At 57.5% G+C, this 21,052-nt stretch carries 17 protein-coding genes and 1 pseudogene; 11 read left to right on the top strand and 7 right to left on the bottom strand.

The genetic code is table 11. The features are described 5' to 3' along the window. Positions 1 to 159 precede the first annotated feature (159 nt). The 5 genes from ACYZTW_RS21660 to ACYZTW_RS21640 all read left to right on the top strand — a co-directional run bounded on the left by ACYZTW_RS21660 (position 160) and on the right by ACYZTW_RS21640 (position 8,645). Complete coding sequence (locus ACYZTW_RS21660) at positions 160 to 1,608, top strand: sensor histidine kinase (RefSeq protein ID WP_462001736.1); 1,449 nt, start codon at positions 160 to 162, stop codon at positions 1,606 to 1,608. Between the two features lie 193 nt (positions 1,609 to 1,801). Beyond that, positions 1,802 to 4,609: a multicopper oxidase domain-containing protein gene (locus tag ACYZTW_RS21655; RefSeq protein WP_462001735.1), complete on the top strand. Its 2,808-nt coding sequence runs from the start codon at positions 1,802 to 1,804 to the stop codon at positions 4,607 to 4,609. A gap of 17 nt (positions 4,610 to 4,626) precedes the next feature. Next, the gene (locus ACYZTW_RS21650; protein ID WP_462001734.1) at positions 4,627 to 5,649 is read left to right on the top strand and encodes an SCO family protein; all 1,023 of its coding nucleotides are present in this window, start codon (positions 4,627 to 4,629) and stop codon (positions 5,647 to 5,649) included. Positions 5,650 to 5,752: 103 nt separating this feature from the next. Beyond that, positions 5,753 to 7,246, top strand: a complete 1,494-nt coding sequence (locus tag ACYZTW_RS21645) for an ATP-binding protein (RefSeq protein ID WP_462001733.1) — start codon at positions 5,753 to 5,755, stop codon at positions 7,244 to 7,246. After that, positions 7,215 to 8,645, top strand: coding sequence for a sigma-54-dependent transcriptional regulator (locus tag ACYZTW_RS21640; RefSeq protein WP_462001732.1), 1,431 nt, complete (start codon positions 7,215 to 7,217; stop codon positions 8,643 to 8,645). Before ACYZTW_RS21645 ends, ACYZTW_RS21640 begins: the two co-directional genes overlap by 32 nt. A 3-nt stretch (positions 8,646 to 8,648) precedes the next feature. On the opposite strand, the gene ACYZTW_RS21635 is transcribed toward ACYZTW_RS21640, so the two are convergent. Continuing rightward, positions 8,649 to 9,035: a hypothetical protein gene (locus ACYZTW_RS21635; protein WP_462001731.1), complete on the bottom strand. Its 387-nt coding sequence runs from the start codon at positions 9,033 to 9,035 to the stop codon at positions 8,649 to 8,651. Positions 9,036 to 9,219: 184 nt separating this feature from the next. On the opposite strand from ACYZTW_RS21635, the pseudogene ACYZTW_RS21630 reads away from it, so the two are divergent. The 3 genes and pseudogenes from ACYZTW_RS21630 to ACYZTW_RS21620 form a co-directional block, all read left to right on the top strand. Beyond that, positions 9,220 to 9,771, top strand: a pseudogene (locus ACYZTW_RS21630) (class I SAM-dependent methyltransferase); the annotation flags it as partial. A gap of 508 nt (positions 9,772 to 10,279) precedes the next feature. Continuing rightward, positions 10,280 to 10,639: an XRE family transcriptional regulator gene (locus ACYZTW_RS21625; protein ID WP_462001730.1), complete on the top strand. Its 360-nt coding sequence runs from the start codon at positions 10,280 to 10,282 to the stop codon at positions 10,637 to 10,639. Positions 10,640 to 10,967: 328 nt separating this feature from the next. Continuing rightward, positions 10,968 to 11,417 carry an antitoxin Xre/MbcA/ParS toxin-binding domain-containing protein gene (locus tag ACYZTW_RS21620; RefSeq protein ID WP_462001729.1) on the top strand — a complete coding sequence of 150 codons (450 nt, stop codon included), beginning with the start codon at positions 10,968 to 10,970 and terminating at the stop codon, positions 11,415 to 11,417. Positions 11,418 to 11,477: 60 nt separating this feature from the next. Here the strand turns inward: ACYZTW_RS21620 and ACYZTW_RS21615 are convergent, their stop codons facing one another. Continuing rightward, positions 11,478 to 11,810, bottom strand: coding sequence for a hypothetical protein (locus tag ACYZTW_RS21615; protein WP_462001728.1), 333 nt, complete (start codon positions 11,808 to 11,810; stop codon positions 11,478 to 11,480). A gap of 386 nt (positions 11,811 to 12,196) precedes the next feature. Continuing rightward, positions 12,197 to 13,051 (bottom strand): helix-turn-helix domain-containing protein, encoded by an 855-nt coding sequence (locus ACYZTW_RS21610; RefSeq protein ID WP_462001727.1) that lies wholly within the window; start codon positions 13,049 to 13,051, stop codon positions 12,197 to 12,199. Between the two features lie 197 nt (positions 13,052 to 13,248). Here ACYZTW_RS21610 and ACYZTW_RS21605 point away from each other — a divergent pair, with 197 nt between their 5' ends. Next, positions 13,249 to 13,680 carry a helix-turn-helix domain-containing protein gene (locus tag ACYZTW_RS21605; protein ID WP_462001726.1) on the top strand — a complete coding sequence of 144 codons (432 nt, stop codon included), beginning with the start codon at positions 13,249 to 13,251 and terminating at the stop codon, positions 13,678 to 13,680. Between the two features lie 530 nt (positions 13,681 to 14,210). Here ACYZTW_RS21605 and ACYZTW_RS21600 read toward each other — a convergent pair. Next, positions 14,211 to 15,242: an IS110 family RNA-guided transposase gene (locus tag ACYZTW_RS21600; protein ID WP_140894597.1), complete on the bottom strand. Its 1,032-nt coding sequence runs from the start codon at positions 15,240 to 15,242 to the stop codon at positions 14,211 to 14,213. Positions 15,243 to 15,417: 175 nt separating this feature from the next. Then, positions 15,418 to 16,293: a LysR family transcriptional regulator gene (locus ACYZTW_RS21595; RefSeq protein WP_462001725.1), complete on the bottom strand. Its 876-nt coding sequence runs from the start codon at positions 16,291 to 16,293 to the stop codon at positions 15,418 to 15,420. 102 nt (positions 16,294 to 16,395) lie between these two features. On the opposite strand from ACYZTW_RS21595, the gene ACYZTW_RS21590 reads away from it, so the two are divergent. Both ACYZTW_RS21590 and ACYZTW_RS21585 read left to right on the top strand, forming a co-directional pair. Next, complete coding sequence (locus ACYZTW_RS21590) at positions 16,396 to 17,331, top strand: NADP-dependent oxidoreductase (protein ID WP_462001724.1); 936 nt, start codon at positions 16,396 to 16,398, stop codon at positions 17,329 to 17,331. 33 nt (positions 17,332 to 17,364) lie between these two features. Next, positions 17,365 to 18,234 (top strand): NmrA/HSCARG family protein, encoded by an 870-nt coding sequence (locus tag ACYZTW_RS21585; RefSeq protein WP_462001723.1) that lies wholly within the window; start codon positions 17,365 to 17,367, stop codon positions 18,232 to 18,234. Positions 18,235 to 18,405: 171 nt separating this feature from the next. On the opposite strand, the gene ACYZTW_RS21580 is transcribed toward ACYZTW_RS21585, so the two are convergent. Together ACYZTW_RS21580 and ACYZTW_RS21575 are read right to left on the bottom strand one after the other, a co-directional pair. Further along, the gene (locus tag ACYZTW_RS21580; protein WP_462001722.1) at positions 18,406 to 19,893 is read right to left on the bottom strand and encodes an aldehyde dehydrogenase family protein; all 1,488 of its coding nucleotides are present in this window, start codon (positions 19,891 to 19,893) and stop codon (positions 18,406 to 18,408) included. Between the two features lie 263 nt (positions 19,894 to 20,156). After that, a complete protein-coding gene (locus ACYZTW_RS21575; protein WP_462001721.1) occupies positions 20,157 to 21,014 on the bottom strand; it encodes a GNAT family N-acetyltransferase in 858 nt (285 codons plus the stop codon). Positions 21,015 to 21,052 lie beyond the last annotated feature (38 nt).

Genomic DNA, 21,052 nt, shown 5'->3' with positions numbered 1-21,052 from the left:
ACAAACGGCATCGGAGCGCGGTTTTTGGGAGCGGGCCACTGTCCCCAGGATTGGGGGGAGATGGGGATAAGGAGGAAGTGGGGGGGACGAGACCCAACGTCGGGCAAACGGCTATTAGTGGGCTATAACCCTATAGGGGGAATCGTCGGGAACACGTCCATGGACATGCCTACTCAAACACTCCAGGCCGAGGAGGGTGATGTTTGCCTGAGCTCGCGCAAGCAGCCGTTCAATTTATTGCGCTGGTTTTCGCTCATCAGCATGGCGGTGATTGGCACGGTAGCGCTGGCGTTGGGGTCGGTGTCCACCCGGTTCGTGATTACCGAAAGCGTGCAACGCGATGCGTTGTTGACGTCCCAGTTCATTCAGGCGATTGCCTCGGTCGAGGTGCGCCACGTTTCGATTCCCAACGTGCGGACCATGGGCGAGCTGCTCGATCCGCGCACAGACAAGGACTATTCCGACGTCGACCCGCTGGCCCGCGCCATTGCCCGGGGCGAATTCCTCGACCATGTCGAGCACTTGCCGGACGTGATCCTGGCCAATATCTATGCCCCCGACCGCATGGTGATCTGGTCGACCAACCCGGCGTTAATGGGCACCACGATCCATGCCGACGAAGACCTGGATCAAGCCTTTGCTTCCAAAATTCCTGTGTCGGCCAGTTATCACGATGTGGACAAGAGCCGCTTGGAACAGAAGTTCGTGACGCCCCCGGAATACATCTTCATCGAGAACTACATTCCGTTGTTCGATGCCAACGGCGACAAAGTCACGGCGATGGTCGAGATCTACAAGGAACCCAAGGACCTGATCAGCCGCATGGAGCGTGGTCTGGTGCTGATCTGGCTGGCCACTGCACTGGGCGGCGGGCTGATTTACCTGGGGCTCTACTGGATCGTGCGCCGGGCGGCCATTTTGCTGGCGGTGCAACAAAAGCAACTGATCACCAACGAAACCTTTGTCGTCCTGGGCGAGATGTCGTCGGCGGTCGCCCACAGTTTGCGTAATCCACTGGCGACCATCCGTTCAAGTGCCGAACTGGCGCTGGAATTCGACAGCGGCCCGGCCCACAAGAACATCAACGACATCATCGGCCAAGTGGATCGCATGTCGACGTGGGTGAGGGAGCTGCTGCAATCCTTGCGTCCGCTCAACGATGACGCCGAGCCTGTCAATCTGGTGGCGGCGCTGCATGACAGCCTGATGGCTTTCGAGCATCAAATCACCAAAGCCTCGGTCCACGTGGTGTTCGACCCGAAGCTGACGCCCATGGTCCTGAGCCAGCAGGTGCAGTTGACGCAAATCCTCAACAGTTTGCTGGCCAATGCACTGGAAGCCATGGACAAGAGCGGCACGTTAACCATCACATTGGAGCCGACCGATTCCGGTGGTCTCAGCGTGGTGGTGAGCGACACCGGCAAAGGCATGAACGAAGAACAGCGCAGCATGGCCTTCCGGCCGTTTTTCACCACCAAACAAGGCGGGCTGGGAGTCGGGCTGGTGCTGGTCAAGCGGATCATGGAGCGGTTTGGTGGTGCGGTGACCCTGGAAAGCCGTGAAGGCGAGGGCACGAGTGTCCGTCTGTCGTTCAAATTGGTCCCCTGAAAACGGGTGTGAACTTTCCCCGTTAGCGGGTGTCATTCCCCAGTCGTTTTCCCCGGTTATGGCACATTGATGTTGACAAGCCATTGTTTTGTTAAGTGTTAATCCTTTCGTAAAAAACGATTACAAGTCTGGCGAGGTCCTTGCACTGCCCCCATTACCCCCTTCATGACTCATGACTTCGAGGCGGCTGGTGATGGACAGAAAAGCGCGGTACCCCTTCCAACGGTTTGGCCTCCTGACGCCTCTGAGCGTCCTTCTGACAATGACGCTGGGCACGGCGACCCTGCGCGCCAGCCCCATCGATGATGAGCGACAGCCAGAACCTTCCGACCCCTCGGCTTACTACGATGAACCGGCTGACAAAGCGGGGGCGTTGAATGCCATTTTGACCATGCCCGAGGCCAACAGAGATTCCTTCGATTTACCCGGTGGCGTCAAAGGCAGCCGAGACGACACGCGTAAGGAAAACATCCTGCCGCCGGCGGTGCAGACCAGTTTCAACTACCCCACCAATGGCAAGCCGAGCCCACTGTATGGCGCTCAGCCGTTCACTCAGCAGTTGGTGCTGTTCGAAGAATTCGGCCCGGAAAAACTCGACCCCACCACACCGGCGGCGCCGTTGGGTTTTCCACCGGCAGCCATCGGCCCGTTGCCACAGCAGGACCCCACCAGTGCGGCCCGCAGTGCGCCACCGAGTGCGGCACTGGACGCCTTTCTGCGTCAACCGGGGCTGACACCGTTCCCGAGTCTGTACTCCAACGTGATCGACCGTAACCCGTGGCAGAAGCAGATCGAATTTTTCCTCAACCGCCGTATCGGCTCCTCGGCTGAAGGCCGTCCGCCAGGAAAAGGCTGGTCGCACCAGCGCTGGAACGAGTTTTACCCGCAAATGGCCTACAAGACCGTGCAAACCGGCGCACGGTTGAATACCGGTGGGCGTGATAGTCGTCAGATGCACCGCTATGCCGTGGGCGAGTTTGGCCCAGGCGGCCTCTATCACAACGTGGCTGGCATACCGGCGACCGATGGCACCGCCAAGGGCGTCGATGCGCGTTTCCACCCGAAAATGCCGATTCAGAATCACAACTCGGTCTGGACCTTTGACGGCACTTTGCCGCCAAAATTGCTGATGGTGCGTTACGGGCAACCCACGTTGATGCGTCATTACAACGGCTTGCCGATCGACCCGTCGGCGAACATGGGGTTCGGTTTGCACACCATCACCACCCACGAACACAACGGCCACACACCGGCGGAAAGCGACGGTTATGCCAATGCGTTTTTCTTCCCCGGGCAATTTTACGACTATCGCTGGCCGATCCAGTTGGCCGGCTACGACAGCATCAACACCAAGGCTGAAGACCCGCGTGCAGCCTTTCCGTGCGCGCCGGGCGAAACCCTGTGGACCAACGACCTCATCCCCAGCCGCAAGACCTGCGACCACGGCACGATCAAGATCCGCGGCGACTGGCGCGAAACCATGAGCACCCACTGGTTTCACGACCACATGCTCGATTTCACCGCGCAGAACGTCTACAAGGGCAACGCGGCAATGATGAACTACTACAGCGCCCTGGACCGCGGTAATGAATCGGTGAATGACGGCGTCAACCTGCGACTTCCCAGTGGCAGCGCCTTGCCTTGGGGTAACCGCGACTATGACGTCAACCTGCTGTTTGCGGACAAGGCGTGGGATAAAAACGGTCAACTGTGGTTCAACCCGTTCAATACCGACGGCTTCCTCGGTGATCAGGTGCTGGTCAACTGGCAGTGGAAACCGATCCTGGATGTGCGCGCCCGCAGCTATCGGTTCCGCATGCTCAATGGCTCAGTGTCGCGCTTCTTCAAACTGGCGCTCGTGCGCGAGATCAAGGGCACCAGCGGGGAGTTCCAGGGGCCTGCCGGGTCGGGAGTGTCGTATGCCCGCGTGCCGTTCCACATGATTGCCAACGACGGCAACATCATGGAACACAGCGTGCCGTTCGACGGCAGCATGGACCTGGATGCCGACGGCGATAAACAGAACCACAACGCGATCCTGCCAACCCTGGGCATCGCCGAACGTTTCGACATCATCGTCAACTTCTCGAAAAACGGGATCAAACCGGGCGACAAGCTGTTCTTCGTCAACCTGCTGGTGCACGAAGACGGTAAGGGCCCGGAAGAACCCGTCTCCCTGGCTAACGTGCTGTCCGAAAAATACAAAGCCGTGATCAAGCAAACCAGCAAGGGGCCGAAGTGGGAGGACGGTGATCCGGCGGTAGGCAAGGTGTTGCAACTCAACGTCAAGGCGTACACCGGCCAGGACCTGGCCATGGACCCGGCCGCTTATGAACCGGCCAAACCGGGCAAGGCTGAAGGCCTGGTGATGATCCCGTTGAAGATTCACCGCGACAATGCTGCCGACAAGGTGCTGCTGGCCAAAGCCCGTCACCGCACCTTCACCTTCGGCCGTTCCGACGGCACCGATGAAGCGCCCTGGACGGTCAAGACTGACGGCGGTTTCGGTTTCCACATGGACCCACGGCGTTTGAACACCGCGACCCAACTGGCCAGTGGCCCCACCGATGCCGGTGCCGCCGGTTTCGGCACCCTGGAAGTGTGGAACATCAAGCTCGGCGGCGAGGGCTGGAGCCACCCGGTGCATGTGCACTTCGAGGAGGGGATCATCCTCAGTCGCGGCGGCAAGGCGCCACCGGAATGGGAAAAATGGGCACGCAAGGACGTGTACCGCATCGGCTCGGAAAAGGATGGCCTGGACAGCGTCGAGATGGCGATCAGCTTCCGCGAATTCGCCGGGACGTACATGGAGCACTGTCACAACACTCAGCATGAGGACAACTCCATGCTGCTGCGCTGGGACATTGAAAAACCCGGGCAATTCCAGCTGATGCCGACACCGCTGCCAAGTTGGGATGGTGTGCGCTACGTGAACTCCGCCGCGCTGCCAACCTTCCGCACTGGCGACGGTTTCGGCCCTAAAGTGGTGGTCAAACCATGAACCGCGAGGGAGCCGACATGAAAATGCATACGCCGCGCTCCCGCGCCCTGGGCATGCACCTGATGTTGATGCTGGTCACCTGCCTGCTGGCCAGTCGGGTGCTGGTGGCTCATGAAGCTGCTCCGTCGGTGTCAGCGTCACCGACGGAGTCGGCGACACCCTGGGGCGGCGATTACTTCCCCAACACCTTGCTGACCGATCAGAACGGTCGGCAGGTGCGTTTCTTTGATGACTTGATCAAGGACAAAGTGGTGGTGATCAATTTCATCTTCACGTCATGCAGCGACTCTTGCCCGCTGGAAACCGCGCGCCTGCGTCAGGTGCAGAAGTTGCTGGGGGACCGGGTCGGCCAGGACATTTTTTTCTACTCCATCAGCATCGACCCCTTAAGCGATACACCCGACGTGCTCAAGGCCTACGCACAACGCTTCAAAGTCGGGCCGGGCTGGAAGTTTCTCACCGGGGAATTTGCCGACATCACCAATCTGCGGAAAAAACTCGGGCTGTTTATCGAAGGCGTCGACAATGGCCGCACCAAGGACCACAACCTGAGCCTGATCGTGGGTAACCAGGCCACGGGCCGCTGGATGAAAGCTTCACCTTTCGAAAATCCGTGGATTCTGGCCGATCAGTTGGCCAACACGCTGCAGAACTGGAAGCAGCCCAGCGTTGAAGAAAACTACGCGGATGCGCCCGAGATTCGTCCGCCGAGCAATGGCGAAGAACTGTTTCGCACCCGCTGCGCGTCGTGCCATAGCCTGGGTCCGATGGACGGGCAGGGCATCGGCATGCGCAGCATCGGCCCGGACCTGATCGGCGTCACCCGTCAGCGTGATCCGGCCTGGCTGAGTCGCTGGATTCGCGAACCGGACCGCATGCTGGCGGAAAAAGACCCGATCGCGCTGGAACTGTTTGAACGTTTCGAAAAAATCCCCATGCCCAACCTGCGCCTGGATGAGAACGCGGCGCAGTCCATCGTGGGTTTTTTGCAGGAAGAAACCGATCGTCAGCAACCGCTACAGGCGGCGCAAACGCAATAGCGGCTTATTCCTATCATTGGGGCCGTCAGTCTCGATCAATGCCACCTACACTGATCCGAACCACGGCTGAAAAGGCTTGATGCAAGGCATCCGGGAAGGTCCTATGCAGATACCAGGACAACAAAAAATACCTGCGTCGGCTATGTCGGCAGCAGAAAGCAAGGACTGGCGAGGACAGTTCGACTTGCTGCGCTGGTTTTCCCTGGGCAGCTTTTTCATCATCGCCGCCGTGGCGCTGGGGTTGGGCTATGTGTCCACGCGTTTCGTCGTCGATGAGAGCATCGAGCGTGATTCCATGCTGACTGCGCAGTTCATTCAGGCCATTGGTGATGCGGAAATTCGCCATGCCGGCATCACCCTGCAAAGAACCATGGGCGAAATGCTCGATCCGCGCGATGACATTACCTATCCCGACGTAGATCCGGCGGCCCGTGCCGCTGCCCGCCTAGAGTTTCTCGATCATGTCGAACACCTGCCGGACACGCTGTTGGCGGTGGTGTACGCCCTGGATCGCACCGTGGTCTGGTCGACCAATGCGAAAATGATTGGCATGCGCGTCGAAGGTGATGAGGAACTGGATGAGTCCTTCGAAATGAAGGAACTCGTGTCCACCAGCTACCACGAAATCGATGAGGAGCGTCCTGAGCAGCAACTGCTGCGTGAGCCTGAATTTCTGTTCATCGAGAACTACATCCCGATGTTCAATGCCGACAAGAGCAAAGTGATCGCCATGGTGGAGATCTACAAGGAACCCGCTGACCTGGTGGAACGCATCCAGCGTGGCTTCAAGCTGATCTGGCTGGCAACTGTACTGGGCGGTCTGGCCATCTACCTCGGGCTGTTCTGGATTGTGCAGCGTGCGGCCATGCTGCTGCAGAGCCAGCAGAAACAACTGATCAGCAACGAGACCTTCGTCGCGCTGGGGGAAATGTCCTCGGCAGTGGCCCACAGCTTGCGCAATCCGTTGGCCAACATTCGTTCCAGCGCTGAACTGGCTCAGGAAATCGCCAGCCAGAACGCGCAGAAGAACATCGGCGACATCATCAGTCAGGTCGACCGCATGTCGCGCTGGGTTCGGGAGTTGCTGGTGTCATTGCGACCCATAAACGACGACTACGAAACGGTAGATCTGGTGCTGGTCATCGACGACACGTTGAGTGCGTTTGACGCGCTGATTAAACGCTCCAGCATCGAAGTGCGTTTCACGCCAAAGAGTTGTCCGCCGGTCGTCAGCCAACAGGTGTTGCTCACGCAAATTCTTAATAGCCTGTTTGCCAATGCCCTGGAAGCCATGCCCAAGGGTGGCGTGCTGAGTATCGATATCGAAACACCGCAGTCCGGACTCGTGCGCATGACCCTGAGCGATACCGGCAAGGGCATGACCACACAGCAACAAAAAATGGCCTTCAAGCCGTTTTTCACCACCAAACAAGGAGGGTTGGGCGTGGGCCTGGCCCTGGTCAAAAGAATAATGGAGCGTTTCGAAGGCTCGGTCGAATTGACCAGCCGAGAGCAGGAAGGAACCCGCGTTTGTCTCAATTTTAAAGTGGCAACGGGAGGGGTATATGGAGCACAGCATTCTGCTGGTCGAGGATGATGAACTCCTCGCCGAGAATATTCAGACCTACCTGGAGCGCAAGGACTTCGAGGTGACGGTCTGCCACTCGGCTGAGGACGCGCTGGAGCAATTGGGCACTTTCGTCCCGGACGTGGTGCTGACCGATAACTCGCTGCCGGGCATGAGCGGTCACGAACTGATCCAGAAGCTGCGCATCAGCGCGCCGGATCTGAAAGTGATCATGATGACCGGCTACGGCAACGTCGACGACGCCGTGGTGGCGATGAAAGAGGGCGCTTTCCATTACGTCACCAAACCGGTGGCCTTGCCGGAGCTCAAGCTGCTGCTGGACAAGGCCCTGGCCACCGACCGAATGGAACGCACACTGTCGTTCTATCAGGAACGCGAAGCGCAGAGGTCAGGGGTGCAGGCATTGATCGGCGAATCGGCACCGATGCAGTACCTCAAAAGCACCATTGGCCAGTTACTCGACGCCGAGCGGCGCATGGCCAATACCGATCTGCCTCCGGTGTTGGTGGAAGGCGAGACCGGCACCGGCAAGGAACTGGTGGCCCGTGCGTTGCACTTCGACGGCCCGCGCAGCAAAGGCCCGTTCATTGAATTCAACTGCGCCTCGATTCCTTCCAACCTGGTGGAGTCGGAGCTGTTCGGCCACGAGAAGGGCGCCTTCACCGACGCCAAGGACCGCCGCGTCGGGCTGGTGGAAGCGGCCGATGGCGGGACGCTGTTTCTCGATGAAGTCGGCGAGATGGACCTGTTGCTGCAAGCCAAACTGCTGAAGCTGCTGGAGGACCGGACCATCCGCCGGGTCGGCTCGGTGAAGGAGCGCAGGGTCGATTTGCGGGTGATCAGTGCGACCAACTGCAACCTTGAACAAATGGTCCAGCAGGGCAAGTTCCGCCGCGACCTGTTCTTCCGTTTGCGGATCATCTCGATCAAGGTGCCGCGCCTCTATGTCCGTGGCGCAGACATCCTGCTGCTGGCTCGACACTTTCTGGCAATTCACGGCAAACGCTATGGCAAACCGAACCTGTATTTCAGCGATCAGGCCGAGGAATTGCTGCTCAGCTACAGCTGGCCGGGCAACGTGCGCGAGTTGCGCAACATGCTAGAGCAAACCGTGCTGCTGGCCCAGAGCGACACCATCGCCGCCCATCAATTGAACGTGTGCCTGAGCCTGGTGGATGAGCCGCTGCTGTTTCAGCAAGAGCCGCAACACAGCGAGCCACGTCCGGTCTACAACGGCACCGAGTCCATGAACCTGCCGGAAGTGGAGCGCGACATGGTGCGCAAGATGCTCGACAAGACCGACTGGAACGTCACCAAGTCCGCACGGCTGCTGGGCCTGAGCCGCGACATGCTGCGCTACCGGATCGAAAAACTCGGCCTCGCGCGCCCGGACAAACGCCAGTGGTAGGCCTTATTGCATCAATGGCCCCTGACGGCTGAGGCACGCGAGCAGGCACGTGGGGTCGAGGACCTCTTCGTTAATGTAGACACCGCGTTGCTGATCGTAGGAGCGGATGAACACGCGAACCGTGGCATCCGCTACTGTCGGCAACCTTGAGTCGTAGAACTCATGCTGGCTCGAAATGGGGATGAAGTCCTGAGGCGCTGTCGGGATGTACGACCCTGGCGGCACCGTACTCAGTGACGGTGGCACAGGGTGAGCGAAGGGTTGGTCGGCCCCGTAATAGTTGAACGCACTGCTGTAATCGGTAGTGGGTGTCAGGCTGTCGTCCGCGTGAGCACCGGTTGTGGTGATCAGGCAGAGGGCGAGCAGTAGTCTCAGATCGGTTGTGTTCATGGCAGCACCTGCGAAATCGGTTTTTCCCGCATTCCCCAAGGACATTAACTATAGCTGCCATACGGGGACGCGTTTGCGATGCCCGGATTACAAGATTTGAACAAAGGCTGAATGGGGTTTTTCGAAAGCCTGATCTAGACTCGTGCCGGTCAATCAAGACCCCAGTCTGGAGCGCGCAAAGGAAATGCCGACAAAAGAAAAAGCCATCGCCAGCAACCGCGATGCCTGGAATGACTCCGCCCGACACCACAAAGACACCCCCGAATGGCGGGCCCGTTTGACGGCGGTCAGCCATCGGGATTTTTGCTGCATGGATGACACGCTGCGCGGTTTGCTGGAGCAGGTCGGCGTCGACGGCAAAGACGTGGTGCAACTGGGCTGCAACAACGGGCGCGAAAGCCTGTCGTTGTTTGCGCTGGGTGCTCGCTGCGTCGTGGGCGTCGACCAGTCCGAGGCCTTCCTCGATCAGGCGCGGGAACTGGCGTCACGCTCGCCTCATGCGCCTGAGTTCATCGAGGCAGACATCCATCACTTGCCGACTGAACTTCATGGCCGCTTCGACGTGGCCCTGATCACCATCGGTGTGTTGAACTGGATGCCGGACATCGCCGAATTCTTGCGCCATGTCGCACAAACCCTCAAGCCCGGTGGCAGCCTGGTGGTGTACGAAACCCATCCCTTCCTCGAAATGTTCGACCCCGAGTCAGCCGATCCGTATCGGCCGGACAGCTCGTACTGCATCGTTTTATGGGCAGACACATCGTGTCAAAACGATTCAACTTGGCTAAAGCTTAGGAGAGATAGGGTCTTGGCTTGGTTTGGTTTTGATCAATTGACATTGAGATATTGACATCAGAGTTACGATCACTGGGCATTCAGGCAAGTGTAATGTGATTGCTTGGTTACCCACTGGTTAGGAAAGGGTAAATCCGTCGTATGCATTTTTATCGTTCTGGCGAGCAATTGATGAGGTTTGAGAATGCAAGATTCTCAAACCTCAGCAACATTTGCGGGCTGAAAAACGCGATGCGCGGTACGCCACGGCTAAACAGAGCTGATTTGCAGCTGCTCAGCGCCAGCGCTCTTGAGCGTAGCCGATGAGCCTCACAATGCAGGTCAGTATTGGCCGTGGCCTGCGGGACTCATCAGTGGCGACGAGCAGGCGGTTGTTTCTTTGCTGTACTGTCTAGAATTGCTGACGTAAAGTGCATGTTTTCCAGTTAATGTCTAGGAAAATAGACGCTATGCGACTTCGCGTTCAATCGGATCAAGTCCTCGCTGCCACTGTCGGGGCACGCCTGCAATCGCTGCGGTTGAAGAAGAACATCAGCCTCGAGGCGGTGGCCGAGAACGCGGCGATCAGCCGTCAGACGTTGCACCTGATGCTCAATCAGGGCAAAGGCACCTTGATCAACCTGATCGCCGTTTTGCGCGCAATCGGCGAGCTGGAGCGTTTGAGTTCGCTGTTGGAAGAAGTGATGCCCAGCCCCCTACAAATCGTGCGCATGGAAGGCAAAAAGCGACGGCGTGCCTCCGGTTCTCGCAGTGCCTCCGATGCAGTCGAGGCGGCTCGTTCAAGTAAGGACAAAAGCAGCGATTGGTGACCAAAAGGCATGAGGCGGTGGGACCAGCACAAGCCCAATGCCATTTCGACACAATTGATGCAGCTGCAGCGACAGCGTTTATCGCAAATCAGTAGTGTTTTCAATTTACTTGACCGCTCACCGCGGTCTTAAACTGATCGTCGATCGAGTTTTCGCCGATGGCGGATATGCCTGTGGCCAACTGACGTCTTGCAAATCGGCTTTTCCTTCACGGTGAATTTGATGTTGTCAGGTGTGTCCGTTGACAGGGCTTTGCGACCAGCCCATCTTTTCATGCAGTGAAAGTCACCGGAGGCTGAACAGACCATGGCAAGTCAAGAGGCGACCTATGTTGGCTGAATTGCTGCCCAAACCGGCTTACCGTCAGTACCGACTCCGTCTGGAAGCGTCACTGCAAATTGCCGTCGGCGCATCAGAGCAGGAGATCCACGAGCTTATCGCGGCTGGATTCGCAGCCGAGAGAGTCAAAATGCTTAGCGAGTTGGGCGGATACGACGCAGTAGCCCTTAATCAGATTATTCCGCTTGGTATCCTCAACACCCGATTGGCTCGCAGTCAGCGCTTAAGCCTGGGCGAGAGTGATCGTTTGTTCCGTCTTGCGCATGTGACAGCAATGGTCGAGGTGCTGTTCGGGGACGTCAAAAAAGCCCAGCGCTGGCTTAGCAAACCTAAGCAGCGTTTCGCCTGGGAACAGCCCATCGCACTGTTGTCCACTACCCAGGGCACTCGTATGGTCGAGGAACTGCTGATTCTGGTTGCTGAAGGGATGGTGTTGTAATGGGGCGCATCAAGGTGTTGGTGGGAGCACTGATCCTTAATGGCATGTTGTGAAGTCACGCTACATCGGCTTTACGGAAACCACTTCTACAAATCGGAATTTCTTCTTGGCCGCCTTGGTCGCTTCTTGTTCTGCTAGAAGAGTACTGAGCGTATCCGCCACATGGACCATTTCGTGCCTCTTGCCCTCAAACTCATTGCCGACCCGCAGCGTGACTTTCAACCTGGGCGTGAACGCTTTCACTACGTTCTTTTTCTCCGCCGCCTTTGCTGACTGTGAGGTCGCGATATCCGAGTGGGTGTCTTGCACAGGAAAGGCATGAGCCTGCGAAAGGGGCTCTGCACCGCCAAACAGCGCTTGGCGTATCTCTTCTTCAGTCAGTTCTTCGTTCACGCCATTTCTCAGATGGGTGTTATGTGCAAACGGTCTGATTCTATCAGCATGATCGGTTTCTATAGCGGCGAGTCTCTGGGAAAAAGCCTGAATCAGCCTTGTACCTATGACGTTAGGAACGGCCCATTTGTTCGCTTGCTCGCCCATATGGCCTGCTAAAGTCGAACCTAAGCTGACGTTGCTGACTGACAGTAATCGAGCAAAACTGTCCATCGCAAGAGGCAGAGAACGGCCAGAAGCGGTCGAGGCTGTGTAAAAACACTTAGAGCAGATTTGACAGTTAGAATCGGAACAAAAATCGCGCTCTTACGCGAATTTTAGGTCCACTAATCTACAGTCGCGACACGCCGTAATCACCGCTCAATGCATGATTGGCCGCGCATTTTTTAATGAGTAGCGCAGCTATTTCGACTACGCCGGAACTGGCCCGGTGTAGCGCCCATGATTGACTTGTATACCCGGTTCAAATGCGGCTGATCGGCGAACCCCGAAGCCATGGCTATCTCAGCCAGACCAATGCCTGTTCTCAATAGTTTGTGCGCTCGCCGCACCCGTGCCTGCAACTGATACACGTGCGGTGTCACCCCGCAGTTCTGGCGGAACGTCCTCATTAGCCGGAACGATGGCAATCCAGTCAATTTGGAGAGGTCATCAAGCGTCACCTTGTCCGACAGATTTTCATCAAGATAGGAACGCGCAAGAGTGATCGCTGACGGCTCAGAGCGGGTCGTGTCAGGCAGCCACATACGACTACCGTGCACCGTGAGCAAACGGATGATCATTTCAGTGATCCGGGACTGGCGCTCAAGCGATGAACAATGAGTCTCCGAGAGACGATGAAGGTCCAGAAGGTTTGTAGTCAGTACGGGATCTTCAATCACCGGGCTGGCAAACATCGGTAGCCCGGATATCCCAAAGGTGCTCATGGCTATTTCCAGAAATACGTCCGGATGGATATGCAACGTTCGGCACAACCAACCGCCCGCATCTGGTCGTCCGCAATGGAGTTCGTCTGGATTGATCAAGACAAAACTTCCGCGCCTGGCGATGCCGTCTGAACGGAGAGTTCGCAGATGAACGCCTCCGGCAAGCACCACCCCCAGACTGAGTTCTTCATGGGTATGCCACGGATAGCGATGGTCGAAGTAGGCGCCTTTTAACAGCTCGGCGTCGTAAAGATCCGCCATCGTCCAGACATTGACGGAATTCTTTCCGACATCGGTACCAAAATCATCATGCACGAAGTCTGTCTCCTGCCATCCGGGTAATGAAACCAGGCGATTGTACGCAGCTGCAAATGCGTTAGCCTGCAAGATTCTTCAAGATTTATCGGGAAATGCTCGGCTAATCTCTGTGACCTCTATAGCAGCCGTAGCTTTCGTTTGTTAGCACCTGCACAACTCCCCATTCAAAAAAATCCCTTGCCGGAGCATCTGTTATGGCGAACCTTGCGCGCGCGTACTGTTTACCAAACGCTGAACATTCGGATAAACAAAACGACGCAGGAGAAGTGGGCGGACTGGCACTTTGGCGGCAACGGCTGGCCAAGCAAATGATCGTGGATAACTTAAGCAGCGATCTGACTGTGGCGCGGTTAGCCGTAGCCTGCGTGATGTCACGCAGTCATTTTTCCAGGGCGTTCAAACGCAGTATGGGCTTCTCGCCGCAGGACTGGATCAACCGGCAGCGCATCTCCCAGGCAAAGCAAATGATTGTCGATTCCGATATGACGCTTACACAAATCAGTGCCGAATGTGGATTCTGCGACCAGGCGCATTTCTGTCGCAGTTTTCTGAAAGTCGAGGGGATTAATCCGAGGGCCTGGCGTGTGGGGGTGTTGGCTTCAGGTGACCGACTTGGGGATAGGTAGGGAAGTATTTGATTCGGTCGCTTGTTGAGTTTTGTCGGGCCTCGTCTGGAATTTGCTTGATTGTATGCTCCACCGCGAGGCTGAATCGTTGCACGCTGATGAACAAGCTTGGACCGCGCTACGCGAGGGAGTGGCACTCAAGACTGACCAGACTGAATCGCACCAGTTTTTGTGTAGACATTTTTGAGTGTCAGCTTTTGGCTGAAAGCTGCCGCTCCTGACGGACTGTTTTTGGCCTAAAGCTGCCTATCTTGGATGACCGTATATGGACTCCTCCTTATTGCAAGCCCCGTTGCTTTGGCGCCCGTGCCGACTGCACACGTATATTCGGCCTCTAAATACGGCATCGTTTCGATGCAGGGCCATGATGGGCTATTCGCGCGCCGGCTCCCGATCGCTTTTTCGTGCTTTTCGCACTTGGACATTCGAGGGTTTTGCCGACGCCGGTTCGACCGGTTTGCCATCGTTCAGGTTGCTTCGCAATCGTGGTTAAGAGTTGTTTCTCTCGTAGAACACGTCGGGTAAATAGATCAGGCTGCAGCCTGATTCGGTTGGTAATCAGTGCCGTGACGCAGCATCGCCCAAGCCATGCGTGCAGTTTTGTTGGCCAGCGCAATAGCGGCCACATTGGGATGCGATCGCTCGGCTAAACGAACGGCCCACTGGCTGAGCCGATCCTCTTTGGATTTGGCTGTGCGTAGCGCCGAGCGTGCGCCATGCACCATCAATGTTCGCAGATACGTATCACCGCGCTTGCTGATACCGAGCAGTCGATCCTTACCACCAGAACTGTGTTGCCTCGGTGTCAGTCCCAGCGAGGCGGCAAACTGTCGACCATTGGCAAACTGACGGGCATCACCGAGAGCGACGACGAGCGCTGTGGCGATCATTGGACCGACACCGCGCAGCTGTTGAAGGCGAACGGCGGACGGCTCGTTTGTCGCGATCGCAGTGATCTCGCCGTCGAGCTTGCATACACGCCCATCCAGCGCACGAAGGTCGTCCCACAAACCATCCAGTAGACGACGAAAGCGTGCCGTCAAACCGTTATCCGCATCCTCTAGCCAGCACGGTATTGCACGACGCAGCATCAGCAATTCCTTCGGTGCAACGAGACCGTACTCGGCGACCAGCCCACGGATCTGATTGGCTTTGGCCGTCCGCTGTTCGATTAAGCCGGCCCGGATGCGATGCGTCGCCTGGATATCCTGTTGTTCGATCGTCTTGATGGCGACGAAGCGCATGCTGGGACGGCTCATCGCTTCGCAGATCGCCTCGGCATCGTTCGCGTCGTTCTTGTTGCTTTTGACATAAGGTTTAACGAACTGGGGGGCGATCAGCTTGACTCGAAATCCTCGAGCTTCGAGTTGCCGCGCCCAATGATGGGCCCCACCGCAACTCTCCATGCCGATCTCACAACCAGGTTCGACCTTTTCCAGCACCGTTTGAAGCCAGCGATCACGTGGTAGCCGCTGCCGCCAGACCGGCTTCTCATGGCAATCCACACCGTGGATCTGAAACACGTTCTTGGCCAGGTCGACCCCAATGCGCATAAGCTTCATATGTGGACTCCTTCTCACTGTTGACTGTGGTTCGCACCTTCAGTCTGGCACTCAAGATGCCGAGGTGAGGAGGAGTCCATCCCATTGCTTTTGGCCGTTTTCAGCCTGTCGCGACCGACTGAAAACGACTCTGGCTGGACGTTCGAATCAATACCCGAGACCAGTGAACGGTCTTCTATCCCTTTAGTACCAGAGACATGTCCGGGAATTTAGCGCAAATAAAATCGACGAATGCGCGAACCTTCGGAGCAGCAAGACGTCTGGACGTGTGCAAGACCCAGAGCTCGGGTTCTACACCAGATACCGTGCCCCACTGGACCAACTCGCCACAGGCAAGCTGGTTCCATGCTATGGACTGTGGAATGAGGGCTGCGCCTCCGCCAGCGATAGCAGCATCGCGGATCATCAGTAACGAAGAGAACCGCAGCTTTGGAATCGGCTCCAGGACCAAGTGTCCTCCATCGAGTTTCCAGTTGGTGGGCTGGAAATTCAAAGCCACGATGCTAGGAACTGGTCTGATCGCGCCGGGCATTGGCTTAGGTACTTCAGGCGCAGCCACAACTACCAGCCGGTCCTTGGCGAAGCACCGGCCGACCAAACTGCTGTCTGGACTCGGGTTGATCCGAATGGCGACGTCAAATTGTTCCTCGACCAGTTCGACCAGGCGATCCTCCGCCACGACTTCGATTACGACCTCCGGGTAGGCCGCACAGAATTCGGCTCCAATGCGGCCCATCGCAAGCTGGGAGAACAGGACTGGGGCAGCGACACGCAAGCGTCCGCGAGGCGTCGAAACTCCCTCACGGGCCGCCGTCATGGCTTCGGCCACCTCGCCCAACGGACCTTCGGTTCGAGCCATCAGCATCTCGCCGGCTTCGGTGAGCTTCAGACCGCGAGCGCTGCGCTCGATCAGCCTCACGCCCAGTTGTTCCTCAAGATCGGAGATTCGGCGCGACAAGGTTGCTTTGGATATGCCGCTCGCACGGCTTGCCTTTCCCAGCCCCTCATTTGTTGCGACGAGCGTGAAATCGATCAGAGCGTTCAGGTTCATGGTGTTCCATTTTTGAAACGACGTATCTATATTTTGGCGTCTTCGTTTTGTCAGTGCAACAGAATACCTTCTCGTCATCGGAACTCGATACGAGGAACTGCAATGAGCACCATTCAACGCGCTGTACTGGTCCGGGCACACGGCGGCGCTGACGCCGCGCAAGTGGCCGAGATCGAAAAGCCAGAACCAGGGCAAGGCCAGGTTCTGGTTCGAGTTCGAGCCGCCGGCGTGAACGGCATCGATTGGAAGGTCCGCGAAGGCAATGTGCGAAATGCTTTCCCGCTTCCATTGCCAATAGTACTGGGCGCCGAAATGGCGGGTGTTGTCGATGCTGTTGGCCCCGGAGCCTCTCGCTTCCGTGTTGGCGATCGCGTCATGGGCGCGGTGGGAGGGCTGGGCGCGTACGCCGAATTCGTGACGGTCAGTGAAGCGAGCCTCTCCCGTACGCCTGAAGATCTTGACGACGTCCATGCTGCCGCTATACCCGTAGCAGCCGTGGCGGCCTGGAAGAGCCTCCATCATGCGGGGCCGATCCATCCAGGCCAGCGAATCCTTGTTCACGGCGCGGCAGGTGGGCTGGGCGCCTATGCCGTGCAGTACGCCAAGCGGGCAGCCGCCGAGGTCTTCTCAACTGCGGGCACTGCTGACTTGGATTATGTACGCAGCCTCGGCGCCGATCATGTCATCGACTATCAACTCCAACGTTTCGAGGAAGTCGTCCGGGACATTGACCTGGTGCTCGACTATGTCGGAGGTGAGGTACTGGATCGCTCTTGGCAGGTGCTGACGCAGAACGGCGTCATTGTAGGCACGTCATCACCCGACATTCTGGCGCGCACGCCGGCGAATCGCCGAGGCCTCTGGTTCATGAACAAACCTGACCCCGAACTTCTGGAGTCGCTGGCTCAGGAAATCGCCAGCGGCACGTTGCAGTCCAGGATCGGCGAGGTCGTTGGCTTCGCCGACATCCCCAAGGCAGTTGAACGCAACCGTACCGTTTCAGGGACTGGAAAAGTCGTTGCGGACTTCTCTCGCTGATCCACTCCATCTAATCACTGCAGGAGATTCAAAATGAGCATTCTCGTTATCGGTGCCACGGGCACCATTGGTTCACTCATCACTCGGGGCCTTGCCGACGCGGGCGCCGAGGTCAAAGCCCTTGTGCGCCAACCTGGTAAGCGGGACTTCCCGGCAGGCGTCACTGAAGTTGTCGCAGACCTCACCGATGTACCTTCGATGCGCGTCGCGCTGTCGTCGGTGCGGACGCTGTTCCTGCTCAACGCCGTTACGCCCGATGAGGTAACGCAAGCCCTCATCACGCTGAACCTCGCTCAGGAGGCTGGCATCGAGCGCATCGTCTACCTGTCGGTGATTCATGCCGACAAGTTCACCAATGTTCCGCACTTCACCGGCAAGCATACGGTTGAGCGCATGATCGAAAGCCTCGACATCCCTGCAACCATCCTGCGCCCGGCTTACTTCATGCAAAACGATCGCATGGTCCAGCAAACGATTCAGAACTACTCGGTATACCCGATGCCAATCGGCTCGGCGGGCGTCTCGATGATAGATGCGCGCGACATCGCCGATGTCGCCGTTGTAGAGCTGCTGCGACGCGACAAGGCATCTTCTGCCCTGGATCGTGTAACGCTGGAGTTGGTCGGGCCGCAGGCACTTACAGGTGCCTCCGTGGCGAAGATCTGGAGTTCCGCCCTGAGTCACGAGATCGCCTACGGTGGTGATGATGTAGCAGCCTTCGAAGGACAAATGGCCTCGTACGGCCCCGCCTGGTTGGCTTATGACATGCGCCTGATGATGGCGGGTATCCAGAAGTTCGGCATGCAAGCAGCTGAAGGAACAGTGGACCGGCTACAGGCCATCATCGGGCATCCGCTGCGCACCTATGAAGACTTCGTCCGCGAGGCCGTTGCTGAGGTTTAAACAGCCATGGCGCAACCTGGAACACTTGAAACCAAATACTGACAGTGATGGGACAGCTGTAGTGGCGCGATTTATCCTGGATCGTTTGGAATGCCCAGGAAATCCAATCAAGTCAGCACGGCTGAGCAGAGACGTGCTGAATTGATCTGTATGTTGAGGGCCTTCTGAGTTCTACGTGCGCGAAGTACTATCTGATGATCCGCCAAATCCAATAATTGCCTTGGTTTCCAGGTATTCCTCCAAGCCGTAGACACCATATTCACGGCCATTACCGGATCGCTTGTAGCCACCGAATGGAGCCATTGGATTCCAGGCGGGATAATTCAGAAGCACTTGTCCCGCGCGGATACGAGAGGCTACGGCACGTGCAAGATCAAGGTTCTGAGACTGCACATGGGCGCCCAGCCCATAGATCGTATCGTTCGCGATAACGACCGCCTCATCGATCGTTTCATACGGAATGATGCACAGTACCGGACCAAAAATTTCTTCTTGGGCGATCCGCATGGCGGAGTCGACCTCGGAGAAAACAGTCGGTCGGGTGTAGAAGCCCTTTTCGAAGCCCGGCACACGTCCTGGTCCACCGCAAACGAGTTTTGCGCCCTCACTCAGGCCCGCCTCGATCATGGCTTGCACGCGATTGAACTGGGCCTCGTTGGCAATTGGACCGAGCACCGTCTCTTCCGATCGCGGATCACCAACGATGATCGCATTGGCGGTTGCGGCAGCCAGCGATTCGACCTCCGCCAGCCTGTCCTTTGGGACGATCATTCGTGTCGGGGCGCTGCACGATTGTCCGACGTTGCGAAATGCAGACATTACTCCCAGTGGGACGGCTTTGGCGAAATCGGCGTCGGGAAGCAGAATGTTCGGGGATTTGCCTCCCAGTTCTTGTGTGACGCGTTTCACCGTATGGGCGGCTGCCTGTGCGACCAGCGCGCCCGCGCGGTTGGAGCCGGTAATCGAAATCATATCGATATCGGGATGCGCGGCGATTGCTGCGCCGACCTCGGGACCACTTCCGTTCACCAGGTTGAAGACGCCCGGTGGGAGGCCTGCATCATGCACCAGTTGTGCAAAAAGAAGGGCGCTCAAAGGTGACAGTTCACTGGGTTTCAAGACCACAGTGCACCCGGCAGCAATAGCCGGGGCGACTTTCGCGGTGATTTGATAAAGCGGCCAGTTCCACGGAGTGATGAGACCGCAGACGCCTATGGGTTCGCGTTCAATCGCGGTGCCGCTTTCAACCGTTTGGAAGCGATAGGTGGACAGAAGATCACGTGCGACCCGAACGTGTTCGGCCGCCAGAGGCACTTGCATTGCCCGGGCGGAACCGATGGCAGCACCCATTTCAAGAGAGAGGGCCTGCGCGAGCACTTCTTTTCGCTCAAGGATGAGGTCATGGATCTTTCCAAGGACAAGCGCGCGCGACTCCGCGGCGGTAGCAGACCAACCAGGAAACGCTGCACGCGCCGCAGCTACTGCCCGATCAACATCCTCGGCGGTGCCTTGCGCGACCTGCGCAACGACCTCTTCAGTTGCCGGATTGATCACCGGCAAACTTGCCGGGATGGCGGGGGAAGACCAACGGCCGTTGATATAAAACTTATGAGACGTTTGTGGATCAACGCTGTAGCCATTCGAAGATTGTATTGTCATCCAACTAGCTCCTTGGAGCGGTAATAGGCGCGGCGAACAGCAGGCCGGGGAGGTCGCGAGTCAGAGCATCACCGTAGCGACCCGTACATCCCTAGGGCCCTGTCACCTCTATAAGCTAACAAAACGGCTCAGGCAAAATATGCCGTTATTCAAGTCGGCAAGGGATAATCTGCTGTATCTGCCAGGCTAACTTTGTATCTATGCAACTGAGCCGTTTACGTGGGTATGGCGTCCGATAAAACCCTTGCTGGCGCTCGTGATCGCTAGCCGAGAGCTTGAGTCACCAGAGCAAACTGCTTGATTCCGTTGCTTGATTGCGGGGGCGCTCCGAGAACCATTCGCGGCGCTCTGTCGACGCACTGCAACCCTAGGCTCTCCAGCCAGCCGGCCAACCCGCAATCGGCCAGAATGTCGAAGCGAACAAAGGCACCAGGTATCAAACGCAGAAGGTGGGCAATCAAGTGTTGGGCCTGTTCCAGGTTTTGTGCGACAACCGGACCAATGATATGGCCACGGCCAAAACGACGGAGCAGGGCAGTGCCTTGTAGCTGTCCATCCGCGTCAATACCGACCACGTACTCGGCCATCGGGAGCAAATCGTTGAGTACCGCTGTGCGGTCCAGGCCGCTACCAGCATTGGCCAATTCAATCAGCCTCGGGTAATCGGCTGGGCCTAATACGCGACACTGCGAGCCCTTGATTAAAGGGGGCAGCGCCGGTGTCTGTGGCACGCCTTGATGCTGCTGGATTCGTGCGAAGTCGACGAACCCCATGCTTGCATAGAGCGGTGCGCCCGACTCGGTGGCATTGAGAATCGGCGTGCGTGGTGCAGTGGCTTCCAAGCATAGGTTCATCAGTCGACGTCCGATCCCCTTTCCTTGGTGCTCATCACTCACGATCACCAGGCCGATGGAGGAATAAGCGCCTTGATGGCAGGCGAATGCTACGCCGACCAACTGACCGTTATGTTCCGTGACAAAGCCTTCAGACGTGCGCTGCACCATGGCCCAGTCTTCTTCTCGGTGAGGCCATTTCAGGTGCACGGAGAGAGCGTGTGCCGCGGGCATATCCGCCGCGGTAACAGTGCGGTACAGATAGGCAGAATCTGACGTTGCAGGCATGGAGCCTCCTTGAAGATGGCGATCTTGAGTGGGGCGAT

Source organism: Pseudomonas sp. LB3P25, from assembly GCF_054897985.1.
This window is presented reverse-complemented; position numbering and strand designations above follow the sequence as displayed.